This is a genomic window from Inquilinus sp. 2KB_23 (assembly GCF_052115705.1).
GTDB classification, from domain to species: domain Bacteria; phylum Pseudomonadota; class Alphaproteobacteria; order DSM-16000; family Inquilinaceae; genus Inquilinus; species Inquilinus ginsengisoli_A.
In genome coordinates, this window is sequence record NZ_JBFRHF010000019.1 from 130,196 (window position 1) to 155,229 (window position 25,034).

Sequence of the window (25,034 nt, forward strand, 5' to 3'; positions counted from 1 at the left end):
TCAATCGCCCTCAAGGCGGCCCGGCCTATCAATGGTCCGGGGGCCGCCGATCGGAGCCGGATCATGGATCTGCGGCAGCTGGAACATTTCCTGGCGGTGGCGGAGGAGCAGCATTTCACCCGGGCGGCGCAGCGGGTGAACATCGTCCAGTCCGGCCTGTCGGCCTCGATCCGGGCGCTGGAGGAGGAGCTGGGGGCCCCGCAGTTCATCCGCAGCACCCGCCGGGTCGACCTGACCGCCGCCGGCAAGGTGCTGTTCGAGGAGGCGCGGCGGGTGCTGGCGGCGGCGCGCTGCGCCCGCGACGCCGTGGCCGCCGTGCAGGGCGTGGCCCGCGGCACGCTGGCGATCGGCACCACCCACAGCCTGTCGCCCTTCGTCGACCTGCCGGTGCTGCTGGCGCGGTTCCACGCCGCCCATCCCGGGGTCGAGATCCGGCTGTGCCAGGGCGGGTCCGCCGTGCTGCTGGAGAAGCTGCGCGACGGCCGGCTGGACCTCGCCTTCGTGCCGATGCAGCCATCGCCGCCGGACGATATCCGCGCCACCATGCTGGCCTGCGAGGAGCTGGTGGCCGCCTGCGCCCACGACCATCCGCTGGCGGGGCGCCGGGCGGTGCCGCTGGAGCGGCTGGGCCGCGAGACCTTCGTCGATTTCCAGACCGATTGGGGCACCCGCCGCCTGGTCGACCAGGCCTTCGCCCGGACCCGGATGGAGCGGCACACCGGCTTCGAGGTCAACGACCTCGCCACCGCGCTCGACCTCGTCGCGCTGGGACTCGGCATCGCTCTGGTGCCGGAGGCGATCATCGCCGCCCACCCCGCCGACCCGCAGCGGCCGCCGCTGGCGGTGGCGACGCTGGCGCCGCCCGAGATCTGCTGGGAACTGGGGATCGCCCATGCCGAGCGCGGCGCCGCCGATGCCGGCCCGGTCAACCCCGCGGCGCGGGCGTTCCTGGCACTGATGGCCGAGGATACGATCGCCGCGGCGGCGTGACGGCCGCCGCCGTCGAGTCATTTGGAGAGACCGAGCCACCCCCTCACCCGGAATCGCTGCGCGATTCCGACCTCTCCCCGAGGAGAGGTAAACAACCCCTCTCCTCGGGGAGAGGGGGGCCCGGCCCGCTTGGGCCGGGAGGGTGAGGGGGTTGCCCCGGTGAGGCCGGTAGCGCTTAAGCCACCTGCACCAGCGGACCAGCCCATTCGCTGACGACATCGGACAGGGCCGGGCGCGGGCGGTCCTCCATCGGCTCGGACGGGGTGCCGAGATAGATGAAGCCCAGGATCTTGTCGGTCGCCGGGTTGTGACCCAGCAGCTCGACCACCTGCGGGTGATAGGCCGGCCATCCGGTGATCCAGCTGCCGCAGAAGCCCTGGGCGTGGGCCGCCATCAGGATGTTCTGGCACAGCGCGCCGCCGGACAGGATCTGTTCCATCTCCGGGATCTTGGCGCTGGGCTGCGGCTTGTGGGTGACCACCAGCAGCAGCGGCGCCAGGGCCGGCTTCTGGCGCATCGCCTCGATCAGCGCCTCGGTGGCATCGGCATTCTCGCGGGCGAAGATCTCGGCCATCGCCTCGCCGAGCCGGCGCTGCCCGTCCTTGCGCAGGACCTGGATGCGCCACGGCGCCAGCTTGCCGTGATCCGGCACCCGGGTGCCGGCGCGCAGGATCCGCTCCAGCGCCGCCGCATCCGGTCCCGGCTCGACCATGTTCCGGGCCGGCACCGAGCGGCGCTGCAGCAGAAGATCGATCGCTTCCATGTTCGTCTCCGATGCCCGTCCCGCCGGGACACTACTTAAGAATCACTCTCAAAGCGAGAGATAGGAGCGCCGGCGTCAAAAGTCCAGGTCGCGATAATGCGCCGGCGCCGGGATGCCGGGAACGTGGTCCTCCAGCAGCGGCCGGAAGCTGGGGCGGGATTTTATGCGCGAATACCATTGCCGCGCCTCCGGATGGCTGTCCCACGGCACGTCGCCGAGATAGTCGACCACCGAGAGATGGGCGGCGGCGGCGATGTCGGCCAGGCTGAACTCGTCCCCCGCCAGCCAGCGCCGCGATTCGGCGAGGTAGGAGATGTATTCGAGGTGGTAGTGCACATGCTGCCGCCCGGCGCGGATCGCGTCCGAGCTGGGCGCCAGGCCGGTGCGCTTGACCCGCTTCATGAACTTCTCGCCGACCAGGTTCTCGGTCACCTCGCGGCCGAACTTCTGGTCGAACCAGACCAGCAGGCGCCGGGTCTCGGCCCGCCCCAGCGGGCCTTCGCCGAGCAGCGGCACTTCCGGGTGCATCTCCTCCATGTACTCGACGATGACCCAGACATCGGTCAGCGTGGTGCCGTCCGGCTCGATCAGCAGCGGCACTTCGCCGGTCGGGTTGATGGCGAGGAATTCAGGTCGCTGCTCCCACACCCGCTCGACCTTCAGGTCGCAATGCAGGTCCTTTTCGGCCAGCAGCAGCCGGACGATGCGGGATTGGGCGGAAAGCCAGATGTGATAGAGGGTTCGCATGACGCGCGGACTCTACCCGAAGCCGCCGCGCTTCGGTAAGGGCCGCGTTGCGGCACGACACCACATGCCACCCCCGCGCCACGGTCGGGAACCATCCGCCGGTCCGCACCTTCCGTCTTGTCCCGATGCTCGTCGGGCCGGAGGGTCAGGCCGCGACCGGCAGGCGGAAGGCGGCGGCGAGGCCGCGCAGCGCGCCGCTGAGCCGGGCGTCGGACAGGCGCGAATGCAGCATGACGTCGGAGGCGGCCAGCGCCGGCAGGCCGAGGCGCGGCCCGACATCGACCGTGCCCGGCGGCGCGGTGCGGCGCGCCAGCGGCGACACGCCGAGCCCGGCCATGGTCGCCGCCGCCACCGCGGCGCTGCCGCCGCCGATGAAGGCTTCCGCGCAGGCGATGCCGGCGGCATCGAGCACGCGCAGGGCGATCGCCCGCATGCCGCAGCGCGCCGCCTGGGTCACCAGCGGCAGCGGGTCGCCGGGCCGGTGGTGCCAGCCGGTCGCGGCGTACCAGCCGAAATCGTCGCGGAACAGGGCCTCGCCGTCGCGGCGGCCGGTGTCGCGGCGGACGATCACCGCGTCCAGCGACCCGCCGTCGAATTCGTCGAGCAGCTCATGCGACAGGCCGAGCCGGACCTCCAGCGCCAGCCCCGGCCCCTGCCCCGCCACCCGGGCCAGCAGGCCCGGCAGCTCCGGCCCCGCGACATGGTCGCTGATGCCCAGCACCAGGCGCCGCGGCCGCGCCGACACCGCGGCGATGGCGTCGTCCTGCGCCGCCAGCAGGCCGCGGGCCCGGGGCAGGAAGGCCTCGCCCTCCGCCGTCAGCCGCACCAGCCGCGGCGTGCGCTCGAACAGCCTGGCGCCCAGCCGGTCCTCCAGCCGCTTCAGCCGCAGGCTGATGCCGGACTGGGTGGCGCCCACCGTGTCGGCGGCGCGGGTGAAGCTGCCGAGATCAGCCACCAGCACGAAGGCCCGGACCGCGTCGAGATCGAGGGAGCGCATGGCCTGTCCATTTCAGATCATCATCTCTGATATATGTAATGAGTTCATTCTGAAATGATCAAGCTCGCGCTACATCTTCCCCACGAGGCGCGCCGATGCGCCTCATCCCCTTCAGGAGAGCACCATGCCCCTCGTCCGGATCTCGCTGCGCAAGGGCAAGCCCGCCAGCCATCTCAAGGCCATCCGCGACGGCGTCTACCAGGCCATGCGCGAGAGCTTCAACGTGCCGGAGAACGACCGCTTCGTGCTGGTGCACGAGCATGAGGAGACCGGCTTCGACTACGACCCGTCCTATCTCGATATCGCCCGCACCGACGACCTGGTGTTCGTCCAGATCACCGCCAACAACACCCGCACGGTCGAGCAGAAGCAGGCGCTGTACCGCAGCATCGCCGACCACTTGGCCGCGAGCCCGGGCCTGCGCCACGAGGACGTGTTCATCAACCTGGTCGAGGTGGCGAAGGAGAACTGGTCCTTCGGCAACGGCATCGCCCAGTACGTGTGACACAAGCGGTCGCGGAGGCCGCCCTCGCCACAATCCTGCGTCCTTTCGAATGATAGGATGCCGGCTGGGCGATGTGCGGGGGATCATGGCAGGGAGAGGTTCGACGCGGCGGCGCGTCCTGGTGACGGGCGCGACGGCGCTGGGGGCTGCGGCCCTCGGCGGCGTCGGCGGTGCCTGGCTGCAGCGCCTGGCCGATGCCGCCCGGCTGCCGCCCGAGGCGTCGCCGCGGGCCTTGCTCGACGATGCCAGCGGTCTGAACCCGACGCCGGTGCGCGGCCTGGCCTTCGCCGATGCCTCGCCGGAGGTGACGGCGGATCGGCTGGCGCCGTTGCTGGGCCGGATCGCCGCCGGGCAGGAACCCTCTCTCGCCGTGTCCGGCGCCCGCCATTCGATGGGCGGGCAGAGCCTGCTGCGCGACGGCTGGGTGCTGGACGCGCTGCCGCTGAACGGCATGACGCTCGACCCCGCCGCCGGGCTGATGCGGGTGGGCGGCGGCGCGCTGTGGCGCGACATCATCCCGGCGCTCAACGCCCAGGGCTTCGCCCCCACCGTGATGCAGTCGAACAACGACTTCACCATCGGCGGCACGCTGAGCGTCAACGCCCATGGCTGGCACGCCAACAGCCCACCGGTCGCGAGCACGGTGCGCCGCCTGATGCTGCTGACCGCCGACGGCCAGGTGGTGACCTGCAGCCCGGAGGAGAATGCCGAGCTGTTCGGCCTGGCGCTGGGCGGCTATGGCCTGTTCGGGGTGATCCTGGAGGCCGAGATCGCGGTGCGGCCGAACGTGATCTACGCGCCGGATTTCGCGGTGATGCCGACCCGTGACTACCCCGCCGCCTTCGCCGCCCGGGTCTATGCCCCGGGGTCGCCGGTCGAGATGGCCTATGGCCGGCTGTCGGTCGACCCCGACCGGCTGTTCGAGGAAGCGGTGCTGGGTTGCTACACGCCGGTGCCGGAGACGCGCGGCACGGTGATGCCCCTGCCCGCTTTGGCCCATGGCGGGCTGCAGCGGCTGGTGTTCCGCAACGCCGCCGCCGGCGACACCGGCAAGGCGCTGCGCTGGTGGCTGGAGCGCGAGGCCGGGCCCTGGCTGGCCGGCGCGGTCAGCCGCAACAGCCTGCTGAACGAGCCGGCCGCGGTCTTCGCCAACCGCGAGGCCGGGTCGACCGACATCCTGCACGAGTATTTCGTGCCCCAGGCGCGGCTGGGGGATTTCGCCGAAGCCGCCCGGCCGATCATCCGGCGCGAGGAAGGCAACCTGCTGAACGTCACGGTGCGCGACATCAGGCGCGACACGCGCAGCGCCCTGGCCTATGCCCGCGAGGACATGTTCGGGCTGGTGATGCTGTTCGTGCAGGAGACCTCCGCCGCCGGGGAGGAGCGGATGCAGCGCATGACCCGGGCGCTGGTCGACGCCGCGATCGAGGCCGGCGGCAGCCACTACCTGCCCTACCGCCTGCACGCGACCGGCGACCAGCTGCGCCGCGCCTATCCCGCCTGGGACGGGGTGATCGAGGCCCAGCGCCGCCACGACCCGAAGGGCGTGTTCCGCAACGGGCTGTTCCGGCGCTACGCGGAGGCGTGAGGAAAGGGTTGATTTTCAGGGAAGTGACGTCAAAGAACGCCGCTTTCCGTTGTCATGCCACGGCTTGACCGTGGCATCCAGGGGCGGCCGGAACCGTTCTTGGTGGCCCCTGGATTGCCCGGTCAAGCCGGGCAATGACAACGAAAAAGGAGGTTGGGTTCGCCGACAGCGAACCCAACCTACGGACCGCTATTCGGCCGGGATGCGCAGCGCCTCTTCTTCCGTGCGGATCGGGTGCTCCAGCCGGTGCACCATCTCCTTCGGCACCACCTGCCAGAACTTCTCCCGCTCGATCGGCCAGTCGTGCAGGATCTGGGCCGCCCAGGCGCTCTGGGTCTCGCGCGCATGTTCGGCGATCAGCGACCGCACCTGGTCGTCATAGTGCCTGGTCTCGATCCGCTGCCAGATCACGCTTTCCGGGTTGGTGCGGCGGGCGAAGCTGCCCTCGGCGTCGTAGACGAAGGCCATGCCCCCGGTCATGCCGGCCGCGAAGTTGTCGCCGACCGACCCCAGGATCACCGCGGTGCCGCCGGTCATGTATTCGCAGCCGTTCGAGCCGCAGCCTTCGACCACCACGGTGGCGCCGGAGTTGCGCACCGCGAACCGCTCACCCGCCTGGCCGGCGGCGAACAGCTTGCCGGCCGTGGCCCCGTACAGCACGGTGTTGCCGATGATGGTGTTCTCGTTGGTCTTCAGCGCCGAGGCGGCGAAGGGCCGGACCACGATGGTGCCGCCCGACAGGCCCTTGCCGACATAGTCGTTGGCGTCGCCGAACACCTCCAGCTTCAGCCCCTGGACCGCCCAGGCGCCGAGCGACTGGCCGGCATTGCCGCGCAGCCGCACCGTGACATGGCCCGGCTGCAGCCCGGTCATCCCGAACTTGCGGGTGATCATCGACGACATCCGCGTGCCCACCGCGCGGTGGGTGTTGCGGATCGAATAGGTCAGCTGGGTCTTCTCGCCGACCTCGAACAGCGCCTTGGCGTCGACGATCATCTGGGCGTCGAGCGTGTCCGGCACCGGGTTGCGGCCTTCGAGCGTGCAGTACATCGCATGCTCGCCCGGGTCGGCCTTGGCCAGCAGCGGGTTGAGGTCGAGGTCGTCGAGATGGGCGGCGCCGCGGCTGACCTGGCGCAGCAGCTCGGTGTGGCCGACGATCTCGTTCAGCGAGCGGTAGCCGAGCTGGGCCAGGATCTCGCGCACCTCCTCGGCGATGAAGCTGAACAGGTTCACCACCTTCTCCGGCGAGCCGGCGAACTTGGCCCGCAGCTCCGGGTCCTGGGTGCAGACGCCGACCGGGCAGGTGTTGGAGTGGCACTGCCGCACCATGATGCAGCCCATGGCGATCAGGCTGGCGGTGCCGATGCCGAACTCCTCGGCGCCGAGGATCGCGGCGATCACCACGTCGCGCCCGGTCTTGATGCCGCCGTCGGTGCGCAGCCGGATGCGGTGGCGCAGCCGGTTCAAGGTCAGCACCTGGTGCACCTCGGACAGCCCCATCTCCCAGGGCACGCCGGCGAATTTCAGCGAGGTCTGGGGTGACGCGCCGGTGCCGCCGACATGGCCGGAGATCAGGATGATGTCGGCGTTTGCCTTGGCGACGCCGGCGGCGATGGTGCCGATGCCGGTGCGGCTGACCAGCTTGACCGTGACCTTGGCGTCCGGGTTGATCTGCTTGAGGTCGTAGATCAGCTGGGCCAGGTCTTCGATCGAGTAGATGTCGTGGTGCGGCGGCGGGCTGATCAGCATCACGCCGGGGGTGGCGTGGCGCAGCTTGGCGATCTCGACCGTCACCTTGAAGCCGGGCAGCTGCCCGCCTTCGCCGGGCTTGGCGCCCTGGGCGACCTTGATCTCCAGCTCGCGGGCCTGGTTGAGGTATTCCGCGGTGACGCCGAAGCGGCCGGAGGCGACCTGCTTGATCGCGGAGTTCCAGTTGTCGCCGTTGCGGTCCGGGCGGAACCGGGCCGGGTCCTCGCCGCCCTCGCCCGAATCCGACTTGGCGCCGATCCGGTTCATGGCGACGTTCAGCGTGCCATGCGCCTCCGGGCTCAGCGCGCCCAGCGACATACCGGGGGTGACGAAGCGCTTGCGGATCTCGGTGATGCTCTCGACCTCGTCGATCGAGACCGCCTCGCGGCCCGGCACGAAGTCGAGCAGGTCGCGCAGCGCCACCGGCGCCTGGCGCCGCACCAGGTCGGAGTACTTGCGGTACAGGGAATAGCTGTCGGTGGTCACCGCATGCTGCAGCATGTGGATCAGCTGGCCTTCCCAGGCGTGCCGCTCCTGCCCCTGGCGGAAGCGGTAGAAGCCGCCGACCGGCAGGGTGACGACGCTGCGGCTCCACGCCGCCTCGTGCATCTCGATCGCCTTCATCTGCAGCCCGGCCATGCCGATGCCGGAGATGCGGCTGGGCATGCCGGGGAAGTATTCGGCCACCAGCGAGCGCGACAGGCCGACCGCCTCGAAATTGCAGCCGCCGCGATAGGACGAGATGATCGAGATGCCCATCTTGGACATGATCTTGAGCAGCCCGTCATCCACCGCCTGGCGGTAGCGCTTCATGCAGGCGTCGAGGCTGAGCTCGCCGAACAGGCCGCGGCGCTGCCGGTCGGCGATTGCCTCCTGCGCCAGATAGGCGTTCACCGTGGTGGCGCCGACGCCGATCAGCACCGCGAAATGGTGCACGTCGACGCATTCCATCGACCGCACGTTCAGCGAGGTGAAGGTGCGCAGCGACTGGCGGATCAGGTGGGTGTGGACCGCACCCGTGGTCAGGATCATCTGCATCGCCACCCGCTCGGCCCCGACATGCTGGTCGGTCAGCACGATGTGGGTGGCGCCGCCGCGCACGGCGTCCTCGGCCTCGCGGCAGACCCGGCGCAGCGCGTCGCGCAGCGCCTGCTCGCCGTCGCGCGGGTCGAAGGTGCAGTCGATCTCGGCCGCGGTGGTGCCCATATAGGCGCGCATCGCGTCGTATTCGGCGTTGGTCAGCACCGGGCTGTCGAGCTGCAGCAGGTCGCACTGGCTGGCATCCTCGTCGAGGATGTTGCCCAGATTGCCCAGCCGGGTGCGCAGGCTCATCACCCGACGCTCACGCAAGCTGTCGATCGGCGGGTTGGTGACCTGGCTGAAATTCTGCCGGAAGAAGTGGTGCAGCGGCCGGTTGATGTCGGACAGGATGGCGATCGGCGCGTCGTCGCCCATCGACCCGATGGCCTCCTTCGCCTCCTCCACCATCGGATGCAGGATCAGCTCGAGATCCTCCATGGTGATATTCATGGCGACCTGGCGCCGGCGCAGCTCCTCGCGGGTCATCGCCGCACCGGGGTCCTCGCCGCCGGCCCGGATCAGCCCGTCGATCACCTTGATCCGCTTGGTCCATTCCTGGAACGGCTGGCGGCCGGCCAGCACGTCCTTGATCTCGCGGTCGCGGTACAGCCGGCCTTCCTCGAGGTCGACCGCCAGCATCTGGCCGGGGCCCAGCCGCCCCTTCTCGATGATCCGGTTCTCGTCGAGCCGGACCATCCCGGCCTCGGACCCCGCGATCAGCAGCCCGTCGCTGGTGATGGTGTAGCGCATCGGCCGCAGGCCGTTGCGGTCCATGCCGCCCATCACCCAGCGGCCGTCATACATCGCCAGCGCGGCCGGCCCGTCCCAGGCCTCCATCACCGCATTGGTGTAGCTGACGAAGGCGCGGTGGGTGTTGGGGATGTCGGCGTCAGCCGGCGTCGCCTCCGGCACCAGCATGGCCTTGACCATCGGCGCGTTGCGGCCGGCGCGGACCAGCACCTCGAACACGGCGTCGAGGGCCGCGGAATCCGAGCTGCCGCCCTGGATCACCGGCTTGATGTCCTCGATGGCGTCGCCGAACACCGGGCTGGCCATGCGCGTTTCATGCGCACGCATCCAGTTGCTGTTGCCCTTCAGCGTGTTGATCTCGCCGTTGTGGGCCAGCATGCGGAAGGGCTGGGCCAGGCGCCAGGTCGGGAAGGTGTTGGTCGAATAGCGCTGGTGGTAGACCGCGAAGTTGGAGACGAAGCGCTCGTCCAGCAGGTCCGGATAGAAGGCGGTCAGCTGCGCCGCCAGGAACATGCCCTTGTAGATGATCGAGCGGCAGGACAGCGAGCACAGGTAGAAATCGGCGATGCCCGCGGCCTGCGCCGCCTTCTCGATCCGGCGGCGGATGACGTAGAGGTCGCGCTCGAACTGCTCCTCCGGCACGCCCTTGGGGTTGGCGATCATGATCTGCTCGATCTCGGGGCGGGCGGCATTCGCCTTCTCGCCGATGATCGCCACGTCGATCGGCACCTGCCGCCAACCGTAGATGTAGTAGCCGAAGTTGAGGATCTCGCCCTCGACCAGGCAGCGGCACTTCTCCTGCGCCTCCAGGTCGGTGCGCGGCAGGAAGGCCTGGCCGACCGCGATCAGGCCGGGCTGCGGCCGGTGGCCGACGCGCTCGACATGCTCGTGGAAGAACTGCTGCGGGATCTGGACATGGATGCCGGCGCCGTCGCCGGTCTTGCCGTCGGCGTCGACCGCGCCGCGGTGCCACACCGCCTTCAGCGCGTCGATGCCGGCCTGCACCACCTCGCGCCGCGGCTTGCCGTCGATCGCAGCGATGAAGCCGACGCCGCAGGCGTCGTGCTCGTCCGCCGGGTCGTAGGCATGGGATTCGATCAGCCGGGCGACATTGGCGTCGTATTCCGCGACGAAGCGCTGGCCGGCATCTTGCACGCCAAGGATCTGCTTGAACTGGCTCATGGCTGGCTCCTTCCGGCTCGCGCTATTCCGCCGCAACCGCCAGCGCGGCGGCCTTGGCGACGAGGAAGCTGTCGATGGCGGCGGCGGCGTCGCGACCGTCGCGGATGGCCCAGACGACGAGGCTGGCGCCGCGGACGATGTCGCCGGCGGCGAAGATGCCTTCGACCGCGGTCATCATGGTGCGGTGGTCGACCTTGACCGTGCCCCACTTGGTCACCGGCAGGCCCGGCGCGTCGAACAGGGTCGGCAGGTCCTCGGGGTCGAAGCCCAGCGCCTTGATCACCAGGTCGGCCTCGATGGTGTGGGCCGAGCCCTCGATCACCACCGGGCTCTGCCGGCCCGTGGCGTCGGCGACGCCGAGATGGATCGAATGGGCGCGCACGCCGGTGACGGCATCGTCGCCCAGGAAGCCCTCGGGGGCCGCCTGCCAGACGAACTCCACGCCCTCTTCCTCGGCGTTCTGCACCTCGCGCTGGCTGCCCGGCATGTTGGCGCGGTTGCGGCGGTACAGGCACTTCACCGAGACGGCGCCCTGGCGCACCGCGGTGCGGACGCAGTCCATCGCCGTGTCGCCGCCGCCGATCACCACCACCCGCTTGCCCGCGGCGTTGAGGGTGCCGTCGGTGAATTCCGGCACGTCGTCGCCCAGGCCGGTGCGGTTCGAGGCGGTGAGGTAGTCGAGCGCCGCGACGATGCCCTTGAGGCCGGAGCCCGGGGCCTGCAGGTCACGCGCCTTGTAGACGCCGGTGGCGACCAGCACGGCGTCGTGGCGCGACCGCAGCTCCTGCAGCGTGGCGTCGCGGCCGATCTCGAAGTTCAGGTGCAGCTGGATGCCGGCATCGGCCAGCCACTGCGCCCGGCGCGCCACGATCTCCTTCTCCAGCTTGAAGCTGGGGATGCCGTAGATCAGCAGGCCGCCGACCCGGTCGTAGCGGTCGTAGAGATGGACCTGATAGCCCAGCCGGCGCAGCTGCTCCGCCGCGGCGATGCCGCCCGGGCCGGCGCCGATGATGCCGACCGACTGGTCGCGCTCGCGCAGCGGCGTCGGCGGCTTGACCCAGCCTTCGGCCCAGGCGGTGTCGGTGATGTACTTCTCGATCGAGCCGATGGTGACGGCGCCGTGGCCGGACTGCTCGATCACGCAGTTGCCCTCGCACAGCCGGTCCTGCGGGCAGATGCGGCCGCAGATCTCGGGCATCGAGTTGGTGGCCGAGGAGACCTCGTAGGCCTCCTCCAGCCGCCCCTCGGCGGTCAGCTTCAGCCAGTCCGGGATGTTGTTCTGCAGCGGGCAGTGGATCTGGCAGAACGGGACGCCGCATTGCGAGCAGCGCGACGACTGCTCCTCGGCCTTCTGCCTGACATAGGGCCCGTAGACCTCGAGCCAGTCCTGCCGGCGGATCTCGGCAGTTCGCTTCGCCGGCATCTCGCCGGAAGTCTTCACGAACTGCAGCATCTTCGTCGCCATGGGCGGCCCTCACCAAATCGGAGTCGAAACACGCCCCGGGGCGCGGGGCACACGACATTTAAGGTTTTGAAAAGCCCATGGCGAGCAGTTTTTCGCGATTAGGTCATATTTGTTGACTAATTTCCCCGAGTTGCGAACTGATCTTAACTGGAGCGTCGAAACGGATCGATAATTTCAAGAAATTAGGTCCGATCCGGATCTACTGTGACGACCACCTGCACAAACCAGCGTCATTCCCGCGAAAGCGGGAATCTCTTTCCGGTCGAGCGGTCACGAGATCCCCGCTTTCGCGGGGATGACGAACGGGCTGCAGATGGCCGCACAAATCCGCTTGATCTTAACCAAGCTTGAGGTTCTAGAACCCCTGCTCCGTCACGATCAGCCAGGAGCCGACCATGTCCATTGCCGCCGACCACGACCACCCCGCCGCCGCAGCGGCGAAGCCGGCCGTGGGCATCAGCATCATCACGCCCAAGCCCGGCAGGTTCGACGAGTTCATGGCGTTGCAGCTGGCCCAGCTGTCGCGGCTGCGCGGCCAGGTCGAGGGGCTGCGCGGCACCCGGCTGTTCCGGTCGCAGGACAACCGCAGCGCCGTGCTGGTCAGCGTGTTCGAGACCGACGCGGACGCCGCGCGCTTCCGCGGCGATCCCCGCCTGACCGAGCATCTGGCCCGGGTGCAGCCGCTGATCGAGAGCGCCGTGCCGGGCGCCTTCGAGACCGCGTATGAGGTCGGCGTGATCTAGGCATCCGGGCGGCGGCATACGAAGAGGTAATTGGACTCGTCGGTCTTGTCCCCGTATTCGGCACGGCTGCGTCCCCGACACGGTCCGCCGTCCATGATGCTCGACCTGCCGCTGCCCATGGCCCGTCCGATCGGCGAGGCCCGCCGGATCCTGCTGCTGCTGGCCGCCCATGTCGCCGCCTGGACCGGCTTCTGCCTCTTGTACCTGGCGCCGTCCGACCTGCAGAACGACATGACCGAGGCCTTCTCCTGGGCGCAGGAGCTGCAGCTCGGCTACTACAAGCATCCGCCCTTCTACGCCTGGGTGGTGAAGGCCTGGTTCAGCGTGCTGCCCACCACCGACTGGGCCTTCTACCTGCTGGCCTCGACCAATGCGGCGATCGGCCTGGCCGCGGTGTGGGCGATCGCCGGGCGGTACCTGTCGGGCCCGGCCCGGCTGGCGGCGGTGCTGCTGCTGGAATTCCTGCCCTTCTATACGTTCCAGTCCTTCAACTTCAACGCCAACGCCGTGCTGCTGTCGCTGTGGCCGCTGACCGTGCTGGCGTTCCTGCGCAGCTTCGAGCGCCGCGACGTCCGCAGCGCCGTGGCGCTGGGCGCGGTGGCGGCCGCGGCGATGCTGTCGAAATACTACAGCGGCATCATCCTGGCCTGCTGCCTGGCGGCGGCGCTGGCCCATCCCGACCGCCGGCGCTACTTCGCCGGCTTCGCCCCCTATCTGGCCCTGGCGGTGCTGGCCGCCGGCCTGGCGCCGCATGTGCTGTGGCATCTGGGCGTCGCCATCGGCCCGGTCGACTACATGGCCAGCAAGGGCAGCACCCGCGCGGCCCTGATCCTGGCCAAGGCCGGGCTGTTCGTGGTCGGCTGCATCGCCCTGCACGCTCTGTTCGGCGCCGTCCTGGCCTGGCTGTGGTCGCGCGGCGGGGCCGCCTCGGCCGAGGAGAGGCCCGCCGCCCCCTCGGTCGGCGACCGCCGCATGCTCGCGGTCTTCGCCCTCGGCCCGTTCCTGGTCACCGTGCTGATCGCCCTGGTCTTCCAGGTGCGGATCAACACCCATTTCGCCATCCCGATCTTCGCCCTGTCGCCGCTAGCCGCGATCGTCTGGCTGCGCCTGGCGGTCGATGCGGCGACGCTGCGCCGGCTGGCCGTCCTGGCCGCCCTCTGGCTGCTGCTGCTGCTCGGGGTCGCGCCGGTCGCCGGCGCCTGGACCCTGCGCCACGATGTCGAGCTGGCGGCCGAGCCCCGGCGGGCGGTGGCCGAGCAGGTCACGGCGCTGTGGCGCGACCGGATCGGCCGGCCGCTGGGCGTGGTCGCCGGCACCGAGAGCTACGCGCTGGGCACCACCTTCTACAGCCCGGACCATCCCAGCGACTTCACCGCCTTCGCCGCCGCCTACGCCCCCTGGATCGATGCCGACCGGCTGCGCCGCGACGGCCTGGCCGTGATCTGCCTGACGGGCGACGGCTGGTGCCTGGACGAGGCGGCGAAGTATGATGGGCTGGAGATTTGGCGCACCCAGATCCGGGTGCACAAGACGCTGTTCGGCCTGGTCGGGCGGGATTTCGACTTCACCCTGGTCTTCGTCCGGCCGGGCCAGACCCTGCCCCTGGTCCCGGTCAAGCTACGCCCGTTCTGAGCCCCGCCCCGGGGGTGCGGCCGCCCGAGACTCGGTCTAGGGTGGCGGCACAACCGCGGGAGGAAACGCCATGCGCAAGACCCAGGACGCCCCGCACGGACGGGTGGACAGCTTCACGATCGACAGCCGGGCGCTGCGCGGCAACCTGCTGGGCGACCCCAGCGAGCGGCAGGTCGATCTCTACATCCCGGCCGGCCATGACGGGCGCGGCCTGCCGCTGCTGGTCGACCTGGTCGGCTTCACCGCCGGCGGGCCGGCCCACACCAACTGGAAGAACTTCGGCGAGAACGTGCCGGAGCGCGCCGACCGGCTGATCGCCGAGGGCAAACTGCCGCCGGTGGTGATCGCCTTCCCCGACTGCTTCACCCGGCTCGGCGGCAACCAGTACATCAACTCCACCGCCATGGGCCGGTGGGAGGACTTCCTGATCGACGAGATGCTGCCGGCGGTCGAATCCCGCCTGGGCTGCGGCGGGCAAGGCCGGCGCGGCGTGTTCGGCAAGAGCTCCGGCGGCTACGGCTCGATCATCCACGCCATGCGCCACGCCGATGTGTGGAGCGCCGCCGCCTGCCATTCCGGCGACATGGGGTTCGAGCTGGCCTATCTGATCGACATGCCCAACGTGCTGCGGGCGCTGGCCAAGCATGGCGGCTCGATCGAGCGCTTCATGGCGGCGTTCGAGGCCTCGGCCAAGCCCAATGATTCCGACATCCACATCCTGATGGACCTGGCGATGGCCGCCAGCTACGACCCTGACCCGTCGCAGCATCTCGGCATCCGCCTGCCGGTCGACCTCGAGACCGGCGAGCTGATCGCGGAGCGCTGGGCCAACTGGCTGAAATGGGACCCGGCGCTGATCGTCGACCAGCATGCCGACGGGCTGCGGTCGCTGAAGGCCCTGTACATCGACTGCGGCGACATCGACCAGTTCAACCTGGTCTACGGCGCCCGCCGCCTGCACCGCTCGCTGGAGCGGCTGGGCGTGGCGCACCGCTACGAGGAGTTCCCCGACAACCACTCATCGGTCGACTACCGCATGGATGAGAGCCTGCCGTTCCTCGGCGAGGCGCTGACCGGGGGCTAGCCGCCCCCGGCCGGGCACGGCTCAGAGGAACGAGCCCTGGCCGCTGGAGGCGCTGGTGCCGCCGTCGACGGGCAGGTCCACGCCGTTGACGAAGGCGGCATCGGCGCTGGCCAGGAAGGCGATGACGGCGGCGACCTCCTCCGGCTGCGCGCCCCGCCCCAGCGGGATGCGGGCCAGCATCCGGGCCAGCACCTCCGGATACTGCTCGAAGACGGGCTCGTTCATCTCGGTGAAGGTGACGCTGGGGCTGACCGCGTTGACCCGCACGCCACGGCCGCCGAACTCCAGCGCCAGGCTGCGGGTCAGGTTGGTGACCGCGCCCTTCGACGCGTTGTAGGCGCTGAGGCCGGGGTCGCCGCCGCTGCCGCAGACCGAGGACACGTTGACGATCGCCCCCCGGCTGTCGAGCAGGCTGGGCAGCACCGCCCGGGTCATGTTGAACACACCGTCGAGGTTGATCTCGATGGTGCGGTGCCAATGGGCGAAGGGCATGTCGAGGAAGCCGCTGACCGTCCCGGTGCCGGCATTGTTCACCAGCACGTCGATACGCCCGAACCGGGCGATGGCGTCCTCGACCAGCTGCCGCCCGTCCGACCCGATCGCGACGTCGCAGACCTGGATCAGGCTGCGCTCCTCGTCCAGCTCCTCCGCCACCGCGGCGAGCGTCTCCTCCGTCCGTCCGGCGAGGACGACGGAGGCGCCTTCGGCCCAGAACCGCCGCGCCGTCGCCGCCCCGATGCCGGAGCCGGCCCCGGTCACAATCACGACCTTGTCGTGGAATCGCTGCAGGCTCATGGCCATGCCGTCCTTGCGATGGGCCCCGGGGGGAGCGCGCCGCATGCAGCGCCCCTTCCGCCGGAGTCCCGAGGACGCCAGGATTAGACCGTGCAGACTACCGGTTGATTGCGACCAAACCCATTCGGGTTGCAGCGGTAGCGGGCTATGCGCCTCAGGCGACCCGGCGGTTGCCGAAGCGCCCGCCCGGCCGGTAGCGGTCGAGATAGCTGGGCAGGATCAGCTCGGCCGGGGTCGGCGCGATGCCGAGGTCGGCCAGGGTCTTCGCCCCCGGCGCCACGACATTGTCGGTCTTCAGCTGCAGCACCTGGTCCGGAGTCAGCAGCGGCTTCGGCAGCAGGCTGAACAGCTTGGCCTGCAGCGACGCCACGCCCCAGGACAGCGACACCAGGCGCTTGCGGCGCCCGGTCTGCTTCAGGGTCAGCGCCATCAGCTCGCGGAAACTGTAGACCCGCGGGCCGCCCAGCTCATAGGTCTGGCCGGCCGTGCCCTCGCCCTCCAGGCAGGCGACGACGGCGTCGGCCACGTCCTGGACATAGACCGGCTGGAACCGGGTGGTGCCGCCGCCGTACAGCGGCAGGACCGGCGCCATGCGGGCCAGCCCGGCGAACAGGTTGAAGAAGCCGTCCTCGGGCCCGAAGATCACGCTGGGTCGCAGGATGGTGGCGGCCTGGAACGCGCTTCGCACCGCGGCCTCGCCCGCCGCCTTGGTGCGGGCATAGGCCGACGGGCTGTCGGCCGAGGCGCCGATCGCCGAGATCTGGACGAAGCGAGTGGCGCCGGCGGCGGCCGCCGCCCGGGCGACGCGGCCCGCGGCCTCGCCGTGGACGGCGTCGAAGCGCTGCCGGCCGCGTTCGAACAGGATGCCGACGAGGTTGACCACGGCATCGGCCCCGGCCACCGCCGCAGCCACCGACCCATCGTCGCGCACATCGGCGAAGACCGGCACGACCTGACCGACCGCCCCCGCCGTCTTCAGCGGCAGGGCCCGGTCGGGATGGCGCGAGGCGACGATGATGCGCCAGCCGCGATGGGCCAGGCGCTGCGCCACGTAGCGCCCGACGAATCCGGTGCCGCCGAAAAGGGTGACGGTCTTTTGGCCGATGGTGTCCATGGTCCTGCCTGCGAGCCCGTTCGGGCCGCGACCCGCTGGCGGCCCGGCCCCCTTATATCCGAGGCGCCGGGCGTTTCAAACGACCGCGCTCGGAAAAACATCCACGGCCGGGATCAGGCGCTTGACAAGCCCGGGACCGGGCACGATATTCCGCGCCGTTCACCGGGAGCCCCCAATCTCCCGGTTCAGTGTGGGGCTGTAGCTCAGTTGGGAGAGCGCCTCGTTCGCAATGAGGAGGTCAGCGGTTCGATCCCGCTCAGCTCCACCATCCTCCCCCGATGGTGACCCCGGACATGGCAACGGCCGAACGCCTCCTGAGGCGCCCGGCCGTCGACTCATGTCCGCCCTGTCCCAATGGTCGAGGGCGGTGCCGCGTCAGCGTCCGCGTCGCATCAGCCCGGCGACCAGCATGACGATGAAGATCACGATCGCGACCCAGAACAGCATCTTGGCGCCGGCCATGGCGGTGCCGGCGACGCCGCCGAAGCCGAGCACGGCTGCGACCAGCGCGACGATCAGGAAGATGACGGCCCAGTGGAGAAGACTGCCGAACATTCGGGCACCTCATTCTTGTCAGCCCGCCGGCGGCGCCGGCGTGAACCTCTGATGACAAGAACAGGGGCTTAGGCCCTGCAGTTCCCCGCTTCGGTGCGTCAGCTCGCGATGTATTCGCGCAAGCTCTCGGCCTCGCTCTCGATCTCGTCGAGCCGCGCCTTGACCACGTCGCCGATGCTGATCATGCCGGACAGCAGGCCCTGGTCGTCGACCACCGGCAGGTGGCGGAAGCGGCGCTGGGTCATCATCCCCATCAGCTCCGCCACCGTGTCGTTGGTGCCGCAGGTGATCACGGGATTGACCATGACGGTCGACACCCGGTCCTCCAGCACCGCCGGCCCGCGGTCGGCGAGCCGATGCACCACGTCGCGTTCGGACAGGATTCCCTCGATGCGGCGGCCATCGCTGCTGACGATCACGGCGCCGATGCGCCGGTTGCGAAGCAGCGCGACGACATCGGCCAGTCGAGAGTCCGGCGCGACATGGACGACGGCGTTCCCCTTCACAGTCAAAATCTGGGCGACATTCATGGCAAGTCCCCGATCCGTTATGATTTTTCAAGATTATAGCACGGTATCGGCGGGTCGCGACTCGGCTGTTGATCAGCCGGAACGATCCTTGCCCATGGTCAGCACCCGGCCGTCGCCGTCGCCCAGCAGGCGGAAGCCGGCATGCTCCAGGCAGCGGATGGCGCGGTGGTTGGCCGGTGCCGGCCGGGCGATGATGCTGAGCGCCCGGCCACCCCGCAGCAGCCGGTCGGTGTAGGCGCCGACGAAGGCGGTGCCGAGGCCCTTGCCGACATAGCTCGGCTCGCCGATGAACAGGTCGATGCCGAAGCTGCCGGGCACGGCATCGCCGTCCGGCGCCGCCGAGACCGCGTCATAGGCCTGGAGGTAGCCGATCTGGCGGCCTTGCCAGGCCACCAGCATGGGTTCGGCCCAGTCCGAGGCCATCAGCCGGCAGATCTCGCGGATGCCGGCGTCCGGGTCGCCCCACCAGGCGCGGACATGCGGCATCATCAGCCACAGGCGCAGGCGGGACAGGTCGGCGGGGCGGAGCGGCGTGAAGGTGAACATATCAGCCAGTCTACCTGGGTTTTCCCACGGTCACGACAGGCGGATGCGTCGGATTGCGAGCCTCCATGGTGGGGCGGAAAAGCAGGATGCGTTGCCTCTCCCGCTTGCGGTACCCCTCCCCCGTCATTGCGAGCGCAGCGAAGCAATCCATGGCGCCGCCTGGCATGGATTGCTTCGTCGGCTGCGCCTCCTCGCAATGACGGTGAGGGGTGGCGTGCGCTACCTCTGGCCCCTTGCAATGACGAAGAAGGGCCGATGGCCGCTATTTCTCCGGCAGGGACCGGACGAAATCGAGGGCGGCGTCCAGCAGCCTGCGGCGCAGCGCGTCGTCGCCGAAGGCCTCCGGCCCGGCCCGGACCCAGCCCTGCATCCGCCGGCCCTGCATGATCATCGGGATGATGCCGGGCAGCGCCAGCGCCCAGCCGTCGCGATCGCGGCCGAGCCGGACCAGCATGCCGGCATCACGCGCGCCGCACAGCAGGTGGCCGTTCAGCAGCCAGGCCCAGCCGCCGAACATCGGCTTCTCCGCCAGCCCCCGCTCGGCCTCGAGGTCGGCCCGCACCAGCTCCTCGAGGCCCTCGTCGCGCGCCATGAGTCCCCTCCCCGCTTAAGGTCCCCACCGCCGAGACGCCACGATCTGGCGGCGGCGTCGTTAGGCCCGGCGGCGCATATGCGGCGTCAGCTTCCACTCCACCCCGCGGATGCCCATCGCCACCACGAAGTTCATCGCGAGGTACAGGATGCCCGCGGCGGTGAACACCTCGAACGGCGCGAAGGTCTGCGAGTTGATCTGCTTGGCGATGCCGGTGATCTCCATGATGGTGATGATCGAGGCCAGGGAGCTGGCCTTCACCATCAGGATGACCTCGTTGCCATAGGCCGGCAGCGCCTGGCGGATCGCGATCGGCACGGTGATGCGGCGGAACACGGTGAGGCGCGACATGCCGCAGGCCCGCGCCGCCTCGATCTGGCCGAACGGCACCGCCAGCAGGCCGCCGCGGATGATCTCGCTGGTGTAGGCGGCGGTGTTCAGCGCGAAGGCGATCACGGCGCAGGGGAAGGCCTCGCGCATCGGCCAATCCCACACCCCGAGCGACTTCCACAGGGCGCTGAACTGGCCGAGGCCGAAATAGATCAGGAAGATCTGCACCAGCAGCGGCGTGCCGCGGAACACGAAGACATAGCCGCGCGCCAGCCGCGACAGGAGGCCGTTGCCGGACATCCGCATCACCGCCAGCACCGTCGCCAGGACGATGCCGAGCATCAGCGCCGGCACGATCAGCGCGATGGTGGTGCCGGCGCCGCCGATCAGCTTGCCGAAGGTCTGGAGGATGAGGTCGAGATCCATGGCTCAGCTCGCCCGCCGCACGCTGCGGTCGTAATGGGCCTCGGCCTTGCGGAACAGCTTGGTCGAGAAGGTGGTGATCACCAGGAACAGGATGGCCGCGGTGATGTAGAACGGGAACGGCTCGCGGGTGGAGCGCGCGGCCACCTGGCTGATGCGCATCAGCTCGGTCACCCCGACCACCGAGACCAGGGCCGTGTCCTTCAGGATCAGCTGCCAGATGTTGCCGAGGCCGGGCAGCGCCAGCCGGATGGTCTGCGGCAGGATGATGCGGCGGAACGTCAGGAAGCCATGCATGCCGAAGGCCTTGCCGGCCTCGATCTGGCCGTGCGGCACGGTCTGGATCGCGCCCCGGAACACCTCGGTTGCGTAGCCGCCGGAGATCAGCCCGACGGCGAAGACGCCGATCACGAACTCGTTGAGACGGAACGGCTCGACGATGCCCATCATGCCGAGGATGGCGTTGATCGCCGCCTCGTTGCCGAAGAACAGGAGGTAGATGATCAGCAGCTCGGGCACGCCGCGGATGATGGTGGTGTAGATCTCCATCAGCCCGCGCAGCACGAAGCCGCCCCACACCTTGAGGCAGGCGGCGATCAGCCCGACCACGAGGCCGAAGATGTAGCTGGCGGTGGAGAGCAGGATGGTCATCCCGGCGGCGAGCAGGAACTGGTATCCCCAGCCGCCCTCGCCGAAGGACATCAGCTTCAGCGAATCAATCAGTCCTTGCATGCCTTGGCGCTGCCTGGGTGAGGACGGGCGGCGGGGTCAGCCGCCGCCCGGAACCGTTTCACTGGGGATTGAGCGGATCGTAGCCGAACCACTGCAGCGCGAGCTTGGACAGCGAGCCATCGGCCTTCATCGACGCGATACCCTTGTCCAGCTTGGCCTTGAGATCCTTGTCCTCCTGGCGCAGGCCGATGCCGATGCCCTGGCCGAACAGCGGATTGTCCTTGCCGGTCAGGGTCGGGCCGTAATGGGCGTAGCCCTTGCCGTTGTCGCTCTTCAGGAACGAATCCCAGGACGTGCTGTCGCCCAGCCCGGCATCGATGCGGCCGTTGACCAGATCGAAATTGAGGTCGTCGACCGTGTCGTAGAGCTTGACGGTCGAGTCCTTGAACTCGGCCTCGAGGAAGTTCTGGTGGGTGGTCGAGCGCTGCACGCCGATGGTCTTGCCCTTCAGCGCGGCATGGACGTCGGCCAGGGTCTTGGCGTCCTTGAGGAGGCCGTCCTTGGCGCCGACGAACCAGGCCGGCGTGTCGGTGTAGGGCACGGAGAAGGCGATCTGCTTCAGCCGCTCCTCGGTGATCGACATGCCGTCCATCAGGGCGTCGCAGCGCTTGTTCAGCAACGCCGGGATGAAACCGTCCCAATCCTGCGCCGCGATCTCACAGGTCAGCCCGGCCTGCTTGCACAGATTGTTGGCCACATCGACCTCGAAGCCGACGATCTTGCCGCTGGAATCGGTGTTGTTGAAGGGCGGGTAGGCGCCCTCCATGCAGATGCGCAGCGAGTCGGCCGCGGATGCCGCGCCGCCACCCAGCGCCAGCGCCGCCGCCCCGACGAGGGACAACCAGATCTTCGCCATGACCTCTCCCGTTCTGGGACCCTTGGCCCCGGTTTGGCCGCGGGCGACGGCACCGCATTCCGGCCGCCGCCCGCGCATTTTCTGCCGACTTGCCTGTTTCGCTTACTTGATCGAGGTGTCGAAGCCGAACCACTGCACCGACAGCTTGGTCAGCGACCCATCGGCGTTCATCGCATCGATCGCCTTGTCGAGCTTGTCCTTCAGCGCCGTGTCGTCCTTGCGCAGGCCGATGCCGACACCGGCGCCGAACAGCGGGTCGTCCTTGCCGGTCAGGCCCGGGCCGAAATGGTCGAAGCCCTTGCCCGCGTCGCTCGCCAGGAAGTCCTTCCAGCCCAGGCTGTCGGCCAGCCCGGCATCGATGCGGCCGTTCTGCATGTCGAGGTTGAGGTCGTCCTGGGTGTCGTAGAGCCGGACGTCGACGCCCGGCACCTTCGCCTCCAGGAAGTTCTGGTGGATGGTCGAGCGCTGCACGCCGACCGACTTGCCCTTCAGCGCGGCCTGGATGTCGGCCAGGGTCTTGGCGTCCTTCAGCACGCCGTCCTTGGCCGAGACGAACCAGGCCGGGGTGGTGCTGTAGGGCTTGGAGAAGGCGATCTTCTTCAGCCGCTCCTCGGTCACCGACATGCCGGCCATGATGGCGTCGAAGCGCTTGTTCTCCAGCGCCGGGATCATGCCGTCCCAATCCTGCTGGATGATCTCGCACTTCGCCTTGATGCGCTCGCACAGCGCATTGGCCAGGTCGATCTCGAAGCCGACCAGCTTGCCCGACGCGTCGGTGGCGTTGTAGGGCGGGTAGGCGCCCTCGGTGCCGACCCGCAGGGTGTCCTCGGCCGAGGCCGTGCCGGCGGCGAGCACGATGGCCGCGGCGCCGATCAGCGACAACCAGGTCCTCATATTGAAGTCTCCCGTTCAGATCTGGGATCTTGCGATCCCGGGTTGGATGGGCCGATTTCCACGGAGTCGCGAGGCAGGGTCAAGCCCCGCCGCGAACCGGCGCCATCAATGCTGCACTTTCAGGAATTGCCGGATGCGGTCGGAGCGCGGGTTGTCGAACACCTCCGCCGGCGTCCCTTCCTCCTCGGTCCTGCCCTGGTGGAGGAAGATCACCTTGCTGGAGACCTCGCGGGCGAAGCGCATCTCATGGGTGACGAGCAGCATGGTGTTGCCCTCCTCCGCCAGCTGGCGGATCACCCGCAGCACCTCGCCGACCAGCTCGGGGTCGAGCGCCGAGGTCGGCTCGTCGAACAGCATCACCTTGGGCTGCATCGCCAGGGCGCGTGCGATCGCCGCGCGCTGCTGCTGGCCGCCCGAGAGGTGGCTGGGGTAGTGGTCGCGCTTGTCGGCGATGCCGACCTTGGCCAGCAGGGCCTCGGCCCGCTCGACCGCCTCCTTGCGCGGCACCTTCAGCACATGCACCGGCGCCTCGATCACATTGTCGAGCACGGTCATGTGCGACCACAGGTTGAAGCTCTGGAACACCATGCCGAGCGAGGCGCGGATGCGGTCGACCTGCTTGCTGTCCTCGGGCTCGGCCTCGCCGGAGCGCAGCTTCTTCATCCTGATCAGCTCGCCATTGACCCAGACGCGGCCGTCATTGGGGGTCTCGAGCAGGTTGATGCAGCGCAGCAGCGTGCTCTTGCCCGAGCCGGAGGAGCCGATGATCGAGATGACGTCGCCCTGCTGGGCCTGCAGCGAGACGCCCTTGAGCACCTCGAGCTTGCCGAACCGCTTGTGCAGATCCTCGACGACGATCGCCGCATCCGATGGCGCCACGGCAGCAGCTGCAACAGAGACCACGATGGAAAAGCCTCACCTGAGTTCTTGTTGCAACCGAAACAACCATTGTTTCGCAGTGCCGGTCAACCACGCCCGGACATCGGGCCGCACAAGGCCCGGCAACGAAGGTCCGCGATCGGCTTTGATTGCTAAAGTTGCCGGGATCCCGGCGATTTCGGCTCGCAGAATGCCGCACCGACGAAGCCCCATCCCGCTCGACGCAAGATAGCGCGTCACCTCTCCCGCCCCCACCCGTCATTGCGAGGAGGCGAAGCCGACGAAGCAATCCATGGCGCGGCTGGCATGGATTGCTTCGCTGCGCTCGCAATGACGATGTTGGGAGCCCATCCCCGAGAGCCGGCCTCACCCCGCCGCCGGCAGCTGGGAAATGCGCTGCTCGATCCCGGCGCGTTCCGGGCTGCCTTCGGGGAACTGGTCGCGCATCAGGCCCCACAGGCGCCGCGCCTCCTGCGGCTGGCCGCCCTTCTGCGCGGCGACGCCGAGGAACCACAGGGCGATGAGGTCCTTGGGGTCCGCCGCCAGCAGGCGCGGCAGCCCGGCCGCCAGCACCGGCGGCACCTCCTCGCCCCGGCCGGCGGCCAGCAGCGCGTCGGCATAGGCACGCAGCAGGCCGTTGTCGTCGGGCGACAGCGCCGCGGCCCGGGCATAGGCGTCGGCGGCCGCCGCGGCATCGCCCAGCACGCTGCGGGCGCGGGCCAGCCGGATCCAGCCCTGGAGGTCGTCGGGCGATTGCTGCAGCCGCGCCGCGAGACCGTCGACCATGCCGCGGATCGCCTTGGCCTGCTCGTCCGGCGGCAGCCTGGCGATCGCCGCGGCCGGGCCGGCCGGCCCGGCGGGGCCGCTGGCCTGGGACGTGCTGGGCGGCAGGGTCTGCGGGGTCACCCCCGCGGGGTCGAGGCCGAGGCGCTGCGCGGTCTCGGTCAGATGCTGGCGGACCGAGGCCACCCAGGGCGCGTCGGCCGGCGAATCCCGCATCAGCCCCTGCCACAGCGCCAGCGCGGCGCGGTCGTCGCCGGCTTGGGAATTGCCCAGCGCCAGGAAATAGCGCGCGCGCGGATCGTTCGGCGCCACCTTCAGCACCTGCTCGAAGGCGGCGCGCGCGGTCTCGGTGACGGTGCCGCCATTGGCGCCGACCAGCGCCTCGCCATAGCGCCCCGTCAGCACCGGGTCGCCGCCTGCGGCACCGCTGAGGCCTATGGCCCGGCCATAGGCGTCGGCGGCCTTGGCGGCCTCGCCGAGGTCGCTCCAGCGCTGGCCGAGCTCGACCCAGCCGTCGCGGTCCTGCGGTGCGGCGGCGAGGCGCTGCTCCAGCGCCTGGGCCTGCGCCAGCGCGGCCTGGACCGCGCCGCGCTCGCTCTGGTCGCGGCTGGCGAAGGGCTGCGACGGCAGGCCGGGCGTGCCCTCGACGAGATAGACCGCCAGCGCCGCCACCGGCAGCAGGATGGCGAGGCCGAGCGCCAGCCGGCGCGGCGGCCGGGTGGGCTGCGGC

At 69.6% G+C, this 25,034-nt stretch carries 23 protein-coding genes and 1 tRNA gene; 7 read left to right on the forward strand and 17 right to left on the reverse strand.

All coding sequences use genetic code 11. The features are described 5' to 3' along the window. The first annotated feature begins 63 nt into the window (after positions 1–63). On the forward strand, positions 64–990 hold the full coding sequence (locus AB4112_RS23495; RefSeq protein WP_441723357.1) for a LysR family transcriptional regulator: 927 nt from the start codon (positions 64–66) through the stop codon (positions 988–990). A 175-nt stretch (positions 991–1,165) separates the two neighbouring features. Here the strand turns inward: AB4112_RS23495 and AB4112_RS23500 are convergent, their stop codons facing one another. From AB4112_RS23500 to AB4112_RS23510, 3 genes are all read right to left on the reverse strand, one after another. Next, positions 1,166–1,753: a nitroreductase family protein gene (locus AB4112_RS23500; protein ID WP_441723359.1), complete on the reverse strand. Its 588-nt coding sequence runs from the start codon at positions 1,751–1,753 to the stop codon at positions 1,166–1,168. 75 nt (positions 1,754–1,828) lie between these two features. Beyond that, on the reverse strand, positions 1,829–2,500 hold the full coding sequence (locus tag AB4112_RS23505; protein WP_309793937.1) for a glutathione S-transferase family protein: 672 nt from the start codon (positions 2,498–2,500) through the stop codon (positions 1,829–1,831). Positions 2,501–2,645: 145 nt separating this feature from the next. Then, on the reverse strand, positions 2,646–3,497 hold the full coding sequence (locus AB4112_RS23510; RefSeq protein WP_441723361.1) for a LysR family transcriptional regulator: 852 nt from the start codon (positions 3,495–3,497) through the stop codon (positions 2,646–2,648). 124 nt (positions 3,498–3,621) lie between these two features. Between AB4112_RS23510 and AB4112_RS23515 the strand changes: the two genes are divergently transcribed. After that, on the forward strand, positions 3,622–4,002 hold the full coding sequence (locus tag AB4112_RS23515) for a tautomerase family protein (RefSeq protein WP_309793935.1): 381 nt from the start codon (positions 3,622–3,624) through the stop codon (positions 4,000–4,002). A 121-nt stretch (positions 4,003–4,123) separates the two neighbouring features. Then, positions 4,124–5,590 (forward strand): FAD-binding oxidoreductase, encoded by a 1,467-nt coding sequence (locus AB4112_RS23520; RefSeq protein ID WP_309793934.1) that lies wholly within the window; start codon positions 4,124–4,126, stop codon positions 5,588–5,590. A 189-nt stretch (positions 5,591–5,779) separates the two neighbouring features. Here AB4112_RS23520 and gltB read toward each other — a convergent pair whose 3' ends face one another. After that, on the reverse strand, positions 5,780–10,351 hold the full coding sequence (gene gltB / locus AB4112_RS23525) for a glutamate synthase large subunit (RefSeq protein WP_309793933.1): 4,572 nt from the start codon (positions 10,349–10,351) through the stop codon (positions 5,780–5,782). 22 nt (positions 10,352–10,373) lie between these two features. Further along, a complete protein-coding gene (locus AB4112_RS23530; protein WP_309793932.1) occupies positions 10,374–11,816 on the reverse strand; it encodes an NAD(P)-dependent oxidoreductase in 1,443 nt (480 codons plus the stop codon). 395 nt (positions 11,817–12,211) lie between these two features. Here AB4112_RS23530 and AB4112_RS23535 point away from each other — a divergent pair, with 395 nt between their 5' ends. The 3 genes from AB4112_RS23535 to AB4112_RS23545 all read left to right on the forward strand — a co-directional run bounded on the left by AB4112_RS23535 (position 12,212) and on the right by AB4112_RS23545 (position 15,275). Further along, positions 12,212–12,559, forward strand: coding sequence for a putative quinol monooxygenase (locus AB4112_RS23535; protein ID WP_309793931.1), 348 nt, complete (start codon positions 12,212–12,214; stop codon positions 12,557–12,559). A 93-nt stretch (positions 12,560–12,652) separates the two neighbouring features. After that, a complete protein-coding gene (locus AB4112_RS23540) occupies positions 12,653–14,191 on the forward strand; it encodes a glycosyltransferase family 39 protein (protein WP_309793930.1) in 1,539 nt (512 codons plus the stop codon). A 70-nt stretch (positions 14,192–14,261) separates the two neighbouring features. After that, a complete protein-coding gene (locus AB4112_RS23545) occupies positions 14,262–15,275 on the forward strand; it encodes an alpha/beta hydrolase (RefSeq protein WP_309793929.1) in 1,014 nt (337 codons plus the stop codon). 21 nt (positions 15,276–15,296) lie between these two features. Here the strand turns inward: AB4112_RS23545 and AB4112_RS23550 are convergent, their stop codons facing one another. Next, positions 15,297–16,070: an SDR family NAD(P)-dependent oxidoreductase gene (locus AB4112_RS23550; protein ID WP_309793928.1), complete on the reverse strand. Its 774-nt coding sequence runs from the start codon at positions 16,068–16,070 to the stop codon at positions 15,297–15,299. Positions 16,071–16,224: 154 nt separating this feature from the next. Then, entirely contained in the window at positions 16,225–17,184 is a 960-nt protein-coding gene (locus AB4112_RS23555) for a complex I NDUFA9 subunit family protein (protein WP_309793927.1), read from the reverse strand. Positions 17,185–17,376: 192 nt separating this feature from the next. On the opposite strand from AB4112_RS23555, the gene AB4112_RS23560 reads away from it, so the two are divergent. Continuing rightward, positions 17,377–17,452: transfer RNA gene (locus AB4112_RS23560), tRNA-Ala, on the forward strand. A 107-nt stretch (positions 17,453–17,559) separates the two neighbouring features. Here AB4112_RS23560 and AB4112_RS23565 read toward each other — a convergent pair. The 10 genes from AB4112_RS23565 to AB4112_RS23610 form a co-directional block, all read right to left on the reverse strand. Next, positions 17,560–17,739 carry a DUF1328 domain-containing protein gene (locus AB4112_RS23565; RefSeq protein ID WP_309793926.1) on the reverse strand — a complete coding sequence of 60 codons (180 nt, stop codon included), beginning with the start codon at positions 17,737–17,739 and terminating at the stop codon, positions 17,560–17,562. Positions 17,740–17,837: 98 nt separating this feature from the next. Beyond that, entirely contained in the window at positions 17,838–18,269 is a 432-nt protein-coding gene (locus AB4112_RS23570) for a CBS domain-containing protein (RefSeq protein ID WP_309793925.1), read from the reverse strand. A gap of 72 nt (positions 18,270–18,341) precedes the next feature. Next, positions 18,342–18,815: a GNAT family N-acetyltransferase gene (locus AB4112_RS23575; protein WP_309793924.1), complete on the reverse strand. Its 474-nt coding sequence runs from the start codon at positions 18,813–18,815 to the stop codon at positions 18,342–18,344. A 262-nt stretch (positions 18,816–19,077) separates the two neighbouring features. Then, positions 19,078–19,407 carry a TfoX/Sxy family protein gene (locus AB4112_RS23580; protein ID WP_309793923.1) on the reverse strand — a complete coding sequence of 110 codons (330 nt, stop codon included), beginning with the start codon at positions 19,405–19,407 and terminating at the stop codon, positions 19,078–19,080. A 60-nt stretch (positions 19,408–19,467) separates the two neighbouring features. Further along, the gene (locus tag AB4112_RS23585) at positions 19,468–20,163 is read right to left on the reverse strand and encodes an ABC transporter permease (RefSeq protein ID WP_309793922.1); all 696 of its coding nucleotides are present in this window, start codon (positions 20,161–20,163) and stop codon (positions 19,468–19,470) included. Between the two features lie 3 nt (positions 20,164–20,166). After that, on the reverse strand, positions 20,167–20,892 hold the full coding sequence (locus tag AB4112_RS23590; RefSeq protein ID WP_309793921.1) for an ABC transporter permease: 726 nt from the start codon (positions 20,890–20,892) through the stop codon (positions 20,167–20,169). A 58-nt stretch (positions 20,893–20,950) separates the two neighbouring features. Further along, complete coding sequence (locus tag AB4112_RS23595) at positions 20,951–21,748, reverse strand: transporter substrate-binding domain-containing protein (protein ID WP_309793920.1); 798 nt, start codon at positions 21,746–21,748, stop codon at positions 20,951–20,953. A 102-nt stretch (positions 21,749–21,850) separates the two neighbouring features. After that, a complete protein-coding gene (locus AB4112_RS23600; RefSeq protein ID WP_309793919.1) occupies positions 21,851–22,642 on the reverse strand; it encodes a transporter substrate-binding domain-containing protein in 792 nt (263 codons plus the stop codon). A gap of 105 nt (positions 22,643–22,747) precedes the next feature. After that, positions 22,748–23,521, reverse strand: coding sequence for an ABC transporter ATP-binding protein (locus AB4112_RS23605; RefSeq protein WP_309793918.1), 774 nt, complete (start codon positions 23,519–23,521; stop codon positions 22,748–22,750). Between the two features lie 366 nt (positions 23,522–23,887). Further along, positions 23,888–25,034: tetratricopeptide repeat protein (locus tag AB4112_RS23610; protein WP_441723369.1), on the reverse strand; the 1,147-nt coding region annotated here is incomplete at its 5' end.

Coding starts and splice junctions, on each gene's coding strand:
- AB4112_RS23555 (WP_309793927.1), bottom strand. CDS start 17,184: ATGGACACCATCGGCCAAAAGACCGTCACCCTTTTCGGCGGCACCGGA.
- AB4112_RS23545 (WP_309793929.1), top strand. CDS start 14,262: ATGCGCAAGACCCAGGACGCCCCGCACGGACGGGTGGACAGCTTCACG.
- AB4112_RS23535 (WP_309793931.1), top strand. CDS start 12,212: ATGTCCATTGCCGCCGACCACGACCACCCCGCCGCCGCAGCGGCGAAG.
- AB4112_RS23580 (WP_309793923.1), bottom strand. CDS start 19,407: ATGGCGCGCGACGAGGGCCTCGAGGAGCTGGTGCGGGCCGACCTCGAG.
- AB4112_RS23505 (WP_309793937.1), bottom strand. CDS start 2,500: ATGCGAACCCTCTATCACATCTGGCTTTCCGCCCAATCCCGCATCGTC.
- AB4112_RS23575 (WP_309793924.1), bottom strand. CDS start 18,815: ATGTTCACCTTCACGCCGCTCCGCCCCGCCGACCTGTCCCGCCTGCGC.
- AB4112_RS23590 (WP_309793921.1), bottom strand. CDS start 20,892: ATGCAAGGACTGATTGATTCGCTGAAGCTGATGTCCTTCGGCGAGGGC.
- AB4112_RS23515 (WP_309793935.1), top strand. CDS start 3,622: ATGCCCCTCGTCCGGATCTCGCTGCGCAAGGGCAAGCCCGCCAGCCAT.
- AB4112_RS23530 (WP_309793932.1), bottom strand. CDS start 11,816: ATGGCGACGAAGATGCTGCAGTTCGTGAAGACTTCCGGCGAGATGCCG.
- AB4112_RS23500 (WP_441723359.1), bottom strand. CDS start 1,753: ATGGAAGCGATCGATCTTCTGCTGCAGCGCCGCTCGGTGCCGGCCCGG.
- AB4112_RS23585 (WP_309793922.1), bottom strand. CDS start 20,163: ATGGATCTCGACCTCATCCTCCAGACCTTCGGCAAGCTGATCGGCGGC.
- gltB (WP_309793933.1), bottom strand. CDS start 10,351: ATGAGCCAGTTCAAGCAGATCCTTGGCGTGCAAGATGCCGGCCAGCGC.
- AB4112_RS23495 (WP_441723357.1), top strand. CDS start 64: ATGGATCTGCGGCAGCTGGAACATTTCCTGGCGGTGGCGGAGGAGCAG.
- AB4112_RS23595 (WP_309793920.1), bottom strand. CDS start 21,748: ATGGCGAAGATCTGGTTGTCCCTCGTCGGGGCGGCGGCGCTGGCGCTG.
- AB4112_RS23550 (WP_309793928.1), bottom strand. CDS start 16,070: ATGAGCCTGCAGCGATTCCACGACAAGGTCGTGATTGTGACCGGGGCC.
- AB4112_RS23510 (WP_441723361.1), bottom strand. CDS start 3,497: ATGCGCTCCCTCGATCTCGACGCGGTCCGGGCCTTCGTGCTGGTGGCT.
- AB4112_RS23565 (WP_309793926.1), bottom strand. CDS start 17,739: ATGTTCGGCAGTCTTCTCCACTGGGCCGTCATCTTCCTGATCGTCGCG.
- AB4112_RS23570 (WP_309793925.1), bottom strand. CDS start 18,269: ATGAATGTCGCCCAGATTTTGACTGTGAAGGGGAACGCCGTCGTCCAT.
- AB4112_RS23540 (WP_309793930.1), top strand. CDS start 12,653: ATGATGCTCGACCTGCCGCTGCCCATGGCCCGTCCGATCGGCGAGGCC.
- AB4112_RS23600 (WP_309793919.1), bottom strand. CDS start 22,642: ATGAGGACCTGGTTGTCGCTGATCGGCGCCGCGGCCATCGTGCTCGCC.